Origin of the sequence: Variovorax sp. JS1663 (assembly GCF_002157355.1) — a bacterium.
Taxonomy (GTDB): Bacteria; Pseudomonadota; Gammaproteobacteria; order Burkholderiales; family Burkholderiaceae_C; genus Variovorax.
On sequence record NZ_LYMK01000052.1, the window covers coordinates 14,954 to 26,975 of the forward strand.

12 protein-coding genes are annotated in these 12,022 nt (G+C 68.0%); 11 read left to right on the top strand and 1 reads right to left on the bottom strand.

Features of this window, described 5'->3' with window-relative positions; genetic code table 11:
- Window positions 1-40: 40 nt before the first annotated feature.
- Both A8M77_RS29695 and A8M77_RS29700 read left to right on the top strand, forming a co-directional pair.
- Entirely contained in the window at window positions 41-877 is an 837-nt protein-coding gene (locus A8M77_RS29695) for a TatD family hydrolase (RefSeq protein ID WP_086925065.1), read from the top strand.
- Between the two features lie 148 nt (window positions 878-1,025).
- Window positions 1,026-1,442, top strand: a complete 417-nt coding sequence (locus tag A8M77_RS29700) for a hypothetical protein (RefSeq protein WP_086925066.1) — start codon at window positions 1,026-1,028, stop codon at window positions 1,440-1,442.
- A 54-nt stretch (window positions 1,443-1,496) separates the two neighbouring features.
- Here A8M77_RS29700 and A8M77_RS29705 read toward each other — a convergent pair whose 3' ends face one another.
- The gene (locus tag A8M77_RS29705; protein ID WP_086925067.1) at window positions 1,497-2,333 is read right to left on the bottom strand and encodes a mechanosensitive ion channel family protein; all 837 of its coding nucleotides are present in this window, start codon (window positions 2,331-2,333) and stop codon (window positions 1,497-1,499) included.
- A 47-nt stretch (window positions 2,334-2,380) separates the two neighbouring features.
- On the opposite strand from A8M77_RS29705, the gene A8M77_RS29710 reads away from it, so the two are divergent.
- From A8M77_RS29710 to A8M77_RS29750, 9 genes are all read left to right on the top strand, one after another.
- Window positions 2,381-2,932: a DNA-deoxyinosine glycosylase gene (locus A8M77_RS29710; RefSeq protein WP_086925068.1), complete on the top strand. Its 552-nt coding sequence runs from the start codon at window positions 2,381-2,383 to the stop codon at window positions 2,930-2,932.
- On the top strand, window positions 2,929-3,678 hold the full coding sequence (locus tag A8M77_RS29715; RefSeq protein ID WP_086925069.1) for a spermidine synthase: 750 nt from the start codon (window positions 2,929-2,931) through the stop codon (window positions 3,676-3,678). The genes A8M77_RS29710 and A8M77_RS29715 overlap by 4 nt, the downstream gene beginning before the upstream one ends.
- The gene (locus A8M77_RS29720) at window positions 3,675-5,465 is read left to right on the top strand and encodes a GspE/PulE family protein (protein ID WP_086925070.1); all 1,791 of its coding nucleotides are present in this window, start codon (window positions 3,675-3,677) and stop codon (window positions 5,463-5,465) included. Before A8M77_RS29715 ends, A8M77_RS29720 begins: the two co-directional genes overlap by 4 nt.
- A gap of 120 nt (window positions 5,466-5,585) precedes the next feature.
- Window positions 5,586-6,074 (top strand): tripartite tricarboxylate transporter TctB family protein, encoded by a 489-nt coding sequence (locus A8M77_RS29725; protein WP_086925071.1) that lies wholly within the window; start codon window positions 5,586-5,588, stop codon window positions 6,072-6,074.
- A gap of 13 nt (window positions 6,075-6,087) precedes the next feature.
- Window positions 6,088-7,599, top strand: coding sequence for a tripartite tricarboxylate transporter permease (locus A8M77_RS29730; RefSeq protein ID WP_086925072.1), 1,512 nt, complete (start codon window positions 6,088-6,090; stop codon window positions 7,597-7,599).
- An 86-nt stretch (window positions 7,600-7,685) separates the two neighbouring features.
- Window positions 7,686-8,660, top strand: a complete 975-nt coding sequence (locus A8M77_RS29735; protein ID WP_086925073.1) for a tripartite tricarboxylate transporter substrate binding protein — start codon at window positions 7,686-7,688, stop codon at window positions 8,658-8,660.
- Between the two features lie 3 nt (window positions 8,661-8,663).
- Window positions 8,664-10,277, top strand: coding sequence for a gamma-glutamyltransferase family protein (locus tag A8M77_RS29740; protein WP_086925074.1), 1,614 nt, complete (start codon window positions 8,664-8,666; stop codon window positions 10,275-10,277).
- Between the two features lie 6 nt (window positions 10,278-10,283).
- On the top strand, window positions 10,284-11,207 hold the full coding sequence (locus tag A8M77_RS29745) for a DMT family transporter (protein WP_086925075.1): 924 nt from the start codon (window positions 10,284-10,286) through the stop codon (window positions 11,205-11,207).
- Between the two features lie 19 nt (window positions 11,208-11,226).
- Window positions 11,227-12,018 (top strand): SDR family oxidoreductase, encoded by a 792-nt coding sequence (locus A8M77_RS29750; RefSeq protein WP_086925076.1) that lies wholly within the window; start codon window positions 11,227-11,229, stop codon window positions 12,016-12,018.
- Window positions 12,019-12,022 lie beyond the last annotated feature (4 nt).

The following is a 12,022-nucleotide window of genomic DNA, read 5'->3' on the forward strand; positions in this document are numbered from 1 at the left end:
GCTTTCCGCGCTCCTGCTCGCGTTCGGGCATCATCTTTGGATGTACGCCCTCGTCGATACCCACTGCCACCTCGACGCGCCCGAGTTCGGCCACGAGATGCCCGCCATCCGGGCGCGGGCGGCGCAGCGCAATGTGCAGCTGTGCGTGATTCCGGCGGTGGCGTCCACCAACTTCACACGGGTGCGTGACCTCGCACACGCGCAGGACGACGCCTACGCGCTAGGCATCCATCCGCTGTGCACCCCTGAGTCCGACGACACGGACTTGGCGCGGCTCGACGCGGAGCTCGAGGCGCGGCACGACGACCCGCGGCTGGTGGCGGTGGGCGAAATCGGACTCGACTATTTCGTGCCGGGTCTCGATGCCGAGAAGCAGGCGCATGTCTTTCACAACCAGTTGCAACTGGCCTGCAGACACGCGCTGCCGGTGATCATTCACGTGCGCCGTTCGGTGGACCAGGTGCTGCGGCACCTGCGCCATCTGGTGCCGTCCGGCGGCTGGCGCGGCATCGCCCATGCGTTCAACGGCAGCATGCAGCAGGCGCAGGCCTGCATCGAGCTCGGACTGAAGCTGGGCTTCGGCGGCGCTGTGACCTTCGAGCGTGCCCTGCAGCTGCGCAGGCTCGCGGCGGAATTGCCCCTCGACGCGATCGTTCTGGAGACCGACTCGCCCGACATCCCGCCGCAGTGGCTCTACCGCACCCAGGCGCAGCGGGCTGCCGGCGAGCCGCAGGGACGCAACGATCCCGGCGAACTGCCGCGCATCGCCGAGGTGGTGGCGGGCCTGCGCGGCATCACGATGCGGGAACTGGCTGAAGCGACCACCCGCAATGCGATCGCTGCCCTGCCGCGTCTGTCTTCGCTGATGCGGCTGTAGTCGCGGATGCCGCAGCGGGCGTAGGCCGAGGTCGCAAGTTGCAGGGGCGGCTGCCGGCGGGCAATTTTTTTGTCATCCTTGCATCCCGGGTGATCGTTCAGGCCTAGTGGCAAGTTCGTCACTCCAACATTGCAAAGGAGCTTCCCAAATGAACAAATCCATTCGCATCGTTCCTGCCGCCCTGGCCCTGGCCTTCGCCGCCGTGGCGCTGCCGGCCGCCGCCCAGACCCAGCCGGCCCAGCCGACCACGGTCGAGAAGGTAGAGAACACCGGCGAAAAGGCCTGGGACGCCACCAAGAGCGGAACCAAGAAGGCCGTGAACGCGACCGAGAGCGGTGCCAAGAAGGCCTGGAAGTCCACCAAGACCACCAGCAAGAAGGCCTGGAACGCCACCAAGCGCGGCACCGGCAAGGCGGTGGATGCTACCGAGAACACCGCCGGCAAGGCCGGCACCGCGGTGAGCAACACGGCGACGGCCGCCGCCGACAAGACCCGCCAGGTCGGGGACAAGATCGGCGAGAAGATCCCGGGCACGCCGCAGAACGAGGCCGCGAAGAAGCCCTGATCCTGACGGGTCCGCAGGCGAAGAAAAAACCCGCCATCGGCGGGTTTTTTCTTGCTACGTCGCGGCCGGTACCGGTGGCGGCGTGATGGTGCGGTGGGCGATCGGCGTCTCGGGCGTCGGGTAGCCGGCGGCGCCGAAGGTCCTCACGATCGCGCGGTGGGTGTCGAAGTACACCTGCCAGTAGTGATCGGTATGCGTGTACGGCCGTACCGCGAGCAGGGGCCCCTCGGGCGTGAACTCCAGGATCTCGACATCGGGCGCCTGCTCGGTCGACACGTTGGGAATCTGCCGCACCGCCGTCTTCAGCAGTTCGATGGCCTCGTTGACGTCCACGCCGTTCGCCACTTTCGCCGTCACGTCGACCCGGCGCCACTGGAGCTGGCTGAAGTTGGTGATGGTGTCCGACAGCACCTTGTTGTTGCCCACCGTGCAGACCGCGTTGTCGGGCAGGATCAGCGTGGTGCCGAAGAGCCCCAGTTCCCTGACCGTGCCGGTGACGCCGCCGACGCTCACGAAGTCGCCCACCCGGTAGGGCCGCAGCACCTGCAGGAAAACGCCGGCGGCGAAGTGGGTGAGCAGCCCGCCCCAGGCCGTGCCGATGGCCAGGCCGGCGCCGGCCAGCAGCGCCGCGAAGGAGGTGGTGCGCACGCCGAACAGGTCCAGGATCGCCAGGATCAGGACGATGTTGAGCAGCACGCCCAGGATGGAGACCAGGTACTGGCTCAGCGTCGGGTCCATGCGCTTGCCGCGGTCGAGCGCCTTGGCCACGATGCGCTGCGACAGGCTGATCAGCCAGCGGCCGATGCCCCAGGCCACGAGGGCGCCGATGATTTTCAAGCCAAAATCCGCGCCTTGCGTCGTCAGAAAAACCCAGATCGCTTCCGTGTTCAACTTCTTCTCCTCTCAGATGCCGGTCGGCCCCCAAACCGGCGAGTGTGATGGACTCGTGTGACGGGCTTCCGGAAGCCGCGCAGGCGCGCGTGCTCACGGGGCTGGCGCCGATGGTCTCGAAAGCAACCGTGGTGCTGGTCCTCGGCAGCTTCCCGAGCGTCCGGTCGCTCGCGCAGCGGCAGTATTATGCGCACCCGCAGAACCAATTCTGGAGAATCTTGCAAGCCCTCTGGCCCCACGACGCGCTCCCCATGGGGCCTGACAGCTATCAAAAGCGTAGCGAATGGCTGCTTGCCCATGGCCTGGGCCTGTGGGACGTGTACGGGCAGTGCACGCGCAGCGGCAGCCTCGATTCGGCCATCCGCGATGCCGTGCCCAACGACATCGCCGCGTTGCGGCTGCCCGCCCTGGCCGCGATCGCGCACAACGGCGGCGAGAGCTTCAAGCATGCGCGCCACACCCGCAGCCTGGGCGTGCCGGTCCATCGCCTGCCTTCGTCCAGCCCGGCCCATGCGACCTGGAACCTCGAGCGCAAGGCGGCGGCGTGGCGCGAAGTGATCGCGCAATACCTTCCCGTGCAGTTGTCCGTGCCACCATGAAGCGAAGCCTGCCCGAGGTCAACTTCTCCGATTTCGGGGACGTACGCTATCTGCACCTGGGCACCGAATGGGTCCAGGGCTCGATGAAGCTGGACGCCCCCTTCGAGATCGAGCTCGAGTACGTGCAGCGCATGATGGCCTGGCTGCTCTTCGCGGAGCCGGCCGAGGTGCCGAAGCGCCACGCCATGCAGCTCGGCCTGGGCGCGGCCAGCCTCACCAAGTTCTGCCGCAAGACGCTGCGCATGCGCACCACCGCGATCGAACTCAACCCGCAGGTGGTGGCGGCCTGCCGCGGCTGGTTCAAGCTGCCGGCCGACGATGCCAAGCTGCGCGTGGTGATCGCCGATGCGCAGGCCGAGATCCGCAAGGCCGAGTGGCAGGGCACGGTGGATGCGCTGCAGGTCGACCTCTACGACCACGAGGCCGCGGCGCCGGTGCTCGACAGCGAGGCGTTCTACGCCGACTGCCGGCGCTTGCTGACCGAGGACGGCTGCATGACGGTCAACCTCTTCGGCCGCTCCTCCAGCTTCGAGCGCAGCCTCGAGAAGATCTCCGCCGCATTCGGCGAGAAAGCGCTCTGGGCCTTCCGTCCGACGCGCGAGGGCAACACCATCGTGCTGGCCCAGCGCACCCCGTCGCGGCCGAAGCGCAGCGCGCTTGCCGAGCGCGCCCAAAGCATCCAGACTCGCTGGGGCCTGCCCGCGCCGAAATGGCTGCGGGTCTTCAAATACCTTGCCGAGCCATGAGCGCCGTTTCCTCGCCCGCATCGCCACCGCCGTCCCGACACGAAGGCCCGCTGCAACTGCGCCACCTGATCGAGTGGCTCGCCAAGGACCACGTGATCTCGCCGGAGGAGGCCAAGCGCACGATGGCGCGCTGCGCCCAGGCCGAGAGCCGCCAGCCGCCGCTGGTCCGCCTGGCAAACGTTGCGATGACGCGCCGGGCCGACGGCAAGCCGCTGGACCTGGAAATGCTCACCGAATGGCTGGCCGGCCGCGCCGGACTGGCGTACCTGCGCATCGATCCGCTGCGGGTCGACGTGGGCAAGGTGGCCGACACCATGAGTGCGGCCTATGCCGAGCGCCACAAGGTGCTGCCGGTGCAGGTGACGCCGGCCGAGGTGGTGGTGGCCACGGCCGAGCCCTTCCTCACCGACTGGATCGCAGAGGTCGAGCGCCAGGCGCGGCGCACGGTGCGGCGCGTGGTCGCGAACCCGACCGACATTCAGCGCTACACGGCCGAGTTCTTCTCGCTGGCCAAGTCGGTGCGCGCGGCGCAGAAGGCCGGCGGCAGCGCCGGCGGCGCCAGCTTCGAGCAACTGGTCGAACTGGGCAAGAGCAACAAGCAGCTCGACGCCAACGACCAGAGCGTGGTGCAGGTGGTCGACTGGCTGTGGCAGTACGCCTTCGACCAGCGCGCCAGCGACATCCACCTGGAGCCGCGGCGCGACCAGGGCGTGATCCGCTTCCGCATCGACGGCGTGCTGCACCCGGCCTACCAGATGCCGATGGGCGTGATGAACGCGATGGTCTCGCGCATCAAGCTCCTGGGCCGCATGGACGTGGTCGAGAAGCGCCGTCCGCTGGACGGCCGCATCAAGACCCGCAACATCCGCGGCGACGAGATCGAGATGCGCCTGTCGACCCTGCCCACCGCCTTCGGCGAGAAGATGGTGATGCGCATCTTCGACCCCGACACCGCGGTCAAGGACCTCGATGCGCTGGGCTTCGCGCAGCACGACGCGCAGCGCTGGGAGCAACTGGTGACGCGGCCGCACGGCATCATCCTGGTGACCGGGCCGACCGGCTCGGGCAAGACCACCACGCTCTATTCCACGCTCAAGCGGGTGGCGACCGAAGAGGTCAACGTCAGCACGGTGGAAGACCCGATCGAGATGATCGAGCCCTCCTTCAACCAGACGCAGGTGCAGCCGCAGCTGGACTTCGGCTTCACCGAGGGCCTGCGTGCGCTGATGCGGCAGGACCCGGACATCATCATGGTGGGCGAGATCCGCGACCTCGCCACTGCCGAGATGGCGGTGCAGGCCGCCCTCACCGGGCACCTGGTGTTCAGCACCCTGCACACCAACGACGCGCCCAGCGCCATCACGCGGCTCATGGAACTCGGCGTGCCCAACTACCTGATCAACGCCACCATGCTCGGCGTGCTGGCCCAGCGCCTGGTGCGCACCCTGTGCCCGCACTGCAAGGCGCCCGACGAGAGCGTCTCGCGCGAGCAGCTCGGCGAGTTCGTCAAGCCCTGGCAGATCACCGGCTCGGTGCGCGCCTACAAGCCGGTGGGCTGCGTCGATTGCCGCATGACGGGCTACCGCGGCCGCATGGGCCTGTACGAACTGCTGACCATCAGCGAGCCCTTCAAGACCCTGGTCAACAAGGAGCCCAACGTGGGCGCCCTGCGCCGCCAGGGCGTGGCCGACGGCATGCGCCCGCTGCGCCTGGCCGGCGCCCTGCGCGTGGCCGAGGGACTGACCACCGTCGACGAAGTCCTGAGCGCCACGCCGCCGCTCGAATAGCGCCGCGCACTGCCTCGCGCCCCGGGATAACCCTAGCTCTTCGCTAGGTGGTATCCACATCGAACCTGACCGGAAGCTGACCCCACAATCCGCTGTTCGAAAATACCAAGGGGACAGTTCGTGAAGATCAAAAGTCAGAAGGACTTTTTCGCGGGCCTGATGTTCACCGTCGTCGGCATTGCCTTCGGCTGGGGAGCGACGGCCTACAACGTGGGCACCGGCGCGCGCATGGGCCCGGGCTACTTTCCGCTGATGCTGGGCATCCTGCTGGCGGTCCTGGGCGCGGTCGTGATCTTCACGTCGCTGAGCATCGAGACGGTGGATGGCGAGCCGGTCGGCAGCATCGCCTGGCGCCCGCTGGCCTTCATCATCGGCGCCAACCTGCTCTTCGGCATCCTGCTGGGCGGCCTGCCCAGCATCGGCCTGCCGGCCATGGGCCTGATCGCCGCCATCTACGCGCTGGTGCTGATCGCCGGCCTGGCCGGCGAGCATTACAGCTTCAAGTCGAGCCTGATCCTTGCCACGATCCTGGCTGTCGGCAGCTACGTGGCCTTCGTGGTCGCGCTCAAGCTGCAGTTCCAGGTCTGGCCTACCTTCATCACCGGCTGAGAGCGACCGCGCCATGGAACTGATCAACAACCTCTCCATCGGGTTCACCGCGGCGTTCACGCTGCAGAACCTCATCTATGCCTTCGTCGGCTGCCTGCTGGGCACGCTGATCGGCGTGCTGCCCGGCATCGGCCCGGTGGCCACCATCGCCATGCTGCTGCCGGCCACCTACGCGCTGCCGCCGGTGGCCGCGCTGATCATGCTGGCCGGCATCTACTACGGCTCGCAGTACGGCGGCTCCACCACCGCCATCCTGGTCAACCTGCCGGGCGAATCGTCCTCGGTGGTGACCGTGATCGACGGCCACCAGATGGCCAAGCAGGGGCGGGGAGGTGCCGCGCTCGCGGCGGCCGGCCTGGGCTCCTTCTTCGCCGGCTGCGTGGGCACGCTGATCCTGGCCGCCTTCGCGCCGCCCTTGACCGAGCTGGCCTTCAAGTTCGGCCCGGCCGAGTACTTCTCGCTGATGGTGCTGGGCCTGATCGGTGCCGTGGTGCTGGCCTCGGGCTCGCTGCTCAAGGCGATCTGCATGATCGTGCTGGGCCTCCTGATCGGCCTGGTGGGCACCGACGTGAATTCGGGCGTGGCGCGCTTCTCCTTCGACATCCCGGAGCTCACCGACGGCATCGGCTTCATCGTGATCGCGATGGGCGTGTTCGGCTACGGCGAAATCATCGCCAACCTCTCGCGCCCCGAGGAAGACCGCCAGGTGTTCACTTCCGAAGTGCATCACCTCTGGCCGACCAAGGAAGACTTCAAGAACGGCTTTCCTGCCGTGCTGCGCGGCACGACCCTGGGCTGTGCGCTCGGTATCCTGCCCGGCGGCGGCGCGCTGCTGTCGGCCTTCGCGGCCTACACGATGGAAAAGAAGCTGAAGCTCAAGCCCGGCGAAGTGCCGTTCGGCAAGGGCAACATCCGCGGCGTGGCCGGCCCCGAGGCGGCCAACAACGCCGGCGCGCAGACCTCCTTCATCCCGCTGCTGACCCTGGGCATCCCGCCCAACCCGGTGATGGCGCTGATGGTGGGTGCGATGACCATCCACAACATCCAGCCCGGCCCGCAGGTGATGACCAGCAACCCCGAGCTGTTCTGGGGCCTGATCGCCTCCATGTGGATCGGCAACCTGATGCTGATCATCCTGAACCTGCCGCTGATCGGCATCTGGATCAAGCTGCTGTCCATTCCGTACCGCTGGCTGTTCCCCGCCATCGTGCTGTTCTGCGCGATCGGCGTGTACTCGACCAACAACAACACTTTCGACGTGTGGCTGGTCGCGATCTTCGGCGTCATCGGCTACCTCTTCATCAAGCTGGGCTGCGAGCCGGCGCCGCTGCTGCTGGGCCTGATCCTGGGGCCGATGATGGAAGAGAACCTGCGGCGCGCGCTGCTGCTGTCGCGCGGGTCGTGGAGCGTGTTCGTTACGCGGCCGATCTCGGCCGGGCTGCTGATCGCGGCGGCGCTGATGGTGGTGATCGTGCTGTTGCCCGCCGTCAAGTCCAAGCGGCAGGAAGCCTTCGTCGAGGACTGAGCTCCCCAGGCTCCAGCAAAGGCCGCCCTCGGGCGGCCTTTGTGCTTTTCAACTAGCCTTGGGCCTACCCGGCAAAATCGATTCCCATGAAAAGAACCCACTTCCTCCGCGCGGGCGCGCTCGCGCTGTGCGCTGCCGCCTTGCCCGCGGCCTTTGCGCAGCAGGCCTACCCCGCCAAGCCCATCCGGCTGGTCGTGCCCTTCCCGGCCGGTGGCGCCACCGACCTCCTCGCCCGCACCCTGTCGCAGAAGATGGGCGAGAAGCTCGGCAGCACGCTGGTCATCGACAACAAGCCGGGCGCCGGCGGCGCCATCGGCTCCGACCTCGCGGCCAAGGCGCCGGCCGACGGCTACACGCTGCTGCTGGCCACCACCAGCACGCATTCGATCGGCCCGGCGATCAACCCGAAGCTGCCCTACGACACGGTGCGCGACTTCGCGCCCATCGCGCACGTGGGCGATGCACCGAGCATCATGCTGGTGCCCAACAGCTCGCCGGCCAAGACGGTGCGCGAGTGGATCGACTACGCGAAGAAGAACCCCGGCAAGCTCAACTACGCCTCCAGCGGCAACGGCACCATCGTGCAGCTCACGGCCGAGCTCTTCAAGTCCCAGGCCGGCGTGTTCGTCACGCACATCCCCTACAAGGGCACGGCACTGGCGATTCCCGACCTGATCAGCGGCAAGGTCGACGTGCTCTTCGATTCGCTGCCCACCGGCATGCCGCACGTGCGCGACGGCCGGCTGCGCGCCCTGGGCGTGACCTCGCTGAAGCGCAGCCCGCTCGCGCCCGAGTTGCCGGCCATCGCCGACGTGCTGCCGGGCTTCGAGTCGAGCACCTGGTTCGGCCTCTATGGCCCGAAGGACCTGCCGGCCGACATCGTGGCGAAAATCAACGCCGCCGCCAACGAGGCGGTGCGCGACCCCGAGGTGCGCGACAAGCTCTCCAAGCTGGGCATCACGCCGGCCGGCGGCACGCCCGCGCAGTTCACCGCGATGGTGGCGCAGGACGCCGCCAAGTGGAAAAAGATCATCATCGACCGGAAGATCACGAGTGATTGAGCCATGAAGTTCGACTACGCCAACCCCTACACCTCCACCCGCATCCCCGTCTTCGCGCGCAATGTCGTGTCGACCTCGCACCCGCTCGCGGCGCAGGCCGGCCTGCGCATCCTGCAGCAGGGCGGCAACGCGGTCGACGCGGCCATCGCCACCGCCGCGGTGATGACGCTGGTCGAGCCGGTCAGCAACGGCCTGGGCAGCGACGCCTTCTGCATCCTGTGGGACGGCGAGCAGTTGCACGGACTCAACGCCTCGGGCTGCTCGCCCGCCGCCTGGTCGCCGGAGTACTTCCAGCGCAAGTACGGCAAGGACGCCCGCACGCCGCCGCAGCGCGGCATCGATTCGGTGACCGTGCCCGGCGCGGTGCGTGCGTGGGTGGAACTGTCCGAGCATTTCGGCAAGCTCGGCTTCGAGGACCTGATGGCGCCGGCCGTCGAGATCGCCGAGCGGGGGTACGTGGTGCCGCCGGTGGTGCAGCAGAAATGGGCCGCGGCCACGCCGCTGCTGAAATCGCAGCCGGGCTTCGCGGAGGCCTTCCTGCCCTGGGGCCGCGCGCCCGAGGTCGGCGAGCTGTTCCGCTTCCCTTCCGCGGCGCGCGCGCTCAAGGCCATCGGCGCGACCAAGGGCGATGCCTTCTACAGCGGCGAGATCGCGGAGGCGATGGAGAAGTTCTGCGCCGCGCACGGCGGTGCCCTCACGGTGCGCGACCTGTCCAACTGGAGGCCCGAATGGGTCGCGCCCATCGCGCAGGACTACCGCGGCTACACGCTGCACGAGATGCCGCCCAACGGCCAGGGCATCGCGGCGCTGATCGCGCTGGGCATCCTCAAGCACTTCGACCTGGGCTCGATCCCGGTCGACTCGGTCGCTTCGCAGCACCTGCAGATCGAGGCGATGAAGCTGGCCTTCGCCGACACCTACCGCTTCGTGTCGGACCCATCGTCGATGGAGGTGTCCCCGCTGCAAATGCTCGATGACGCATACCTGGCCTCGCGTGCCAAACTCATCGACGTGAACAAGGCGCAGGACTTCAAGGCCGGCAATCCGATCAAGGGCGGCACCATCTACCTCACGGCGGCTGACGAGAGCGGGATGATGGTCAGCTTCATCCAGAGCAATTTCATGGGCTTCGGCTCGGGCTGCGTGGAGCCCACCTTCGGCATCAGCCTGCAGAACCGCGGCCACGGCTTCAGCCTGGATGCGAAGAGCCCCAACGCGGTGGAGCCGCGCAAGCGTCCCTTCCACACCATCATCCCCGCCTTCCTCACGCAGGACGGCCAGCCGGTGATGAGCTTCGGCGTGATGGGCGGCAACATGCAGCCGCAGGGCCACATGCAGACGCTGGTGCGCATGCTCGACCACGGCCAAGCGCCGCAGACGGCCTGCGACGCGCCGCGCTGGCGCTTCAACCACGGCCTGGAGATCAATGCCGAGGCCGCGATGAAGCCCGAGGTCGTGCACGGCCTGCAGGCGCTGGGCCACAAGGTCGAGGTGATCAACGACTCCTACCAGGACTTCGGCGCCGGCCAGTTCATCTGGCGCGCGGGCGATCCGTCCGTCGAGGGCTACGTGGCGGCGAGCGACTCGCGCCGTGATGGCCTCGCCGCCGGGTACTGAGTCTCGATGTCGGCGCAGGCGGCCGCGGCCAGAACGCACGACCACCGGCGCATCGGGCCCGGCCTGGCACTGGCCTCGCTGGGTGCCATCGCCTTCAGCGGCAAGGCCATCATCGTCAAGCTGGCCTACCGCTATGGCGTGGATGCGGTCACGCTGATCATGCTGCGCATGCTGTTCGCGCTGCCGCTGTTCGCGCTGATGGCCTGGTGGGCCGGGCGCGGCAAGCCGGCGCTCATGCGGCGCGACTGGCTGGGCGTGATCGGGCTGGGCTTCTCGGGCTACTACCTTTCCAGCTTTCTCGACTTCGCCGGGCTGGCCTACATCACCGCCAGCCTGGAGCGGCTGATCCTCTATCTCAACCCGACGCTGGTGCTGCTGTTCGGCTGGATCGCCTACCGCCGGCGCATCACGCGCGGGCAGATGGCCGGCATGGCGATCAGCTACGTCGGCGTGCTGCTGGTCTTCGGCCACGAGCTGGGGCTGGGGCAGAGCGCCGGGGCCGCCTGGGGCGCGCTGCTGGTCTTCCTGAGCGCGGTGAGCTATGCGGTCTACCTGGTGGCCAGCGGCGAGTTCGTCAAACGCCTCGGGTCCCTCAGGCTGGTGGGGCTGGCCACCAGCGTCGCATGTGTGCTGTGCATTCTGCAGTTCGTGCTGCTGCGGCCGGTAGACACCGTGTTCCAGGTGGCGCCCCAGGTGATCTGGCTCTCGGTGCTCAACGCCACGCTGTGCACCGCGGTGCCCGTCCTGGCGGTGATGATGGCCATCGAGCGCATCGGCCCTGCGATGGCCGCGCAAACGGGCATGATCGGGCCGATGTCGACCATTGCGATGGGTGCGCTGATCCTCGGCGAGCCCTTCACCGCATGGATCGCGGCCGGCACCGCGCTGGTGATCGCGGGCATCTTCGTCTTCACACGCATGGGCCGCTGAGGCCCCGGAGGAAATCAACATGGATCTAGGAATCGCAGGCAGGACCGCACTGGTGTGCGGTGCCAGCAAGGGCTTGGGCTACGGCTGCGCCGAGGCGCTGGTGCGCGAGGGCGTGAACGTGGTCGTCGTGGCGCGCGGCGCAGAGGCGCTGGCCGATGCCGCGAAGAAGCTGGAGGCCGCTGCCGGCGCCGGCGGGCCCTGGGTCAAGACCCTGGCCGCCGACATCACGACCGCCGATGCCCGTGCCGCGGTATTCGCGCTGCGCAAGGACTACGACATCGTCGTCACCAACGCCGGCGGCCCGCCGCCCGGCGATTTCCGCGACTGGGACCGCGAGGCCTGGCTCAAGGCGGTGGACGCCAACATGCTCACGCCCATCGAGCTGATCAAGGCGACGGTCGACGGCATGGCGGCGCGCGGCTTCGGGCGGATCGTGAACATCACCTCCAGCTCGGTGAAGGCGCCGATCGACATCCTGGGCCTGTCCAACGGCGCGCGCAGCGGGCTCACCGGCTTCGTGGCCGGCGTGGCACGCAGCGGCATCGCGGCGCAGGGCGTGACGATCAACAACCTGCTGCCGGGCTCTTTCGAAACGGATCGGCTCAAGGGGACCATGGCCGGCGCTGCCAAGAAGTCAGGGCAGGACTTCGACACGGTCTGGGAAAGCCGCAAGAAGAATATTCCGGCACGGCGATTCGGTACGCCTTCGGAGTTCGGGTCGATCTGCGCTTTCCTTTGCAGCGTGCAGGCGGGGTACTTGAACGGGCAGAACATCCTCGCGGATGGCGGGGCGTATCCGGGGACGTACTGATCTT

What these genes read in the sequence shown, in the direction of transcription:
- A8M77_RS29715 (WP_086925069.1), top strand. Translation starts at nt 2,929, where the DNA reads ATGAAGCGAAGCCTGCCCGAGGTCAACTTCTCCGATTTCGGGGACGTA.
- A8M77_RS29710 (WP_086925068.1), top strand. Translation starts at nt 2,381, where the DNA reads ATGGACTCGTGTGACGGGCTTCCGGAAGCCGCGCAGGCGCGCGTGCTC.
- A8M77_RS29750 (WP_086925076.1), top strand. Translation starts at nt 11,227, where the DNA reads ATGGATCTAGGAATCGCAGGCAGGACCGCACTGGTGTGCGGTGCCAGC.
- A8M77_RS29700 (WP_086925066.1), top strand. Translation starts at nt 1,026, where the DNA reads ATGAACAAATCCATTCGCATCGTTCCTGCCGCCCTGGCCCTGGCCTTC.
- A8M77_RS29735 (WP_086925073.1), top strand. Translation starts at nt 7,686, where the DNA reads ATGAAAAGAACCCACTTCCTCCGCGCGGGCGCGCTCGCGCTGTGCGCT.
- A8M77_RS29745 (WP_086925075.1), top strand. Translation starts at nt 10,284, where the DNA reads ATGTCGGCGCAGGCGGCCGCGGCCAGAACGCACGACCACCGGCGCATC.
- A8M77_RS29695 (WP_086925065.1), top strand. Translation starts at nt 41, where the DNA reads ATGTACGCCCTCGTCGATACCCACTGCCACCTCGACGCGCCCGAGTTC.
- A8M77_RS29740 (WP_086925074.1), top strand. Translation starts at nt 8,664, where the DNA reads ATGAAGTTCGACTACGCCAACCCCTACACCTCCACCCGCATCCCCGTC.
- A8M77_RS29720 (WP_086925070.1), top strand. Translation starts at nt 3,675, where the DNA reads ATGAGCGCCGTTTCCTCGCCCGCATCGCCACCGCCGTCCCGACACGAA.
- A8M77_RS29730 (WP_086925072.1), top strand. Translation starts at nt 6,088, where the DNA reads ATGGAACTGATCAACAACCTCTCCATCGGGTTCACCGCGGCGTTCACG.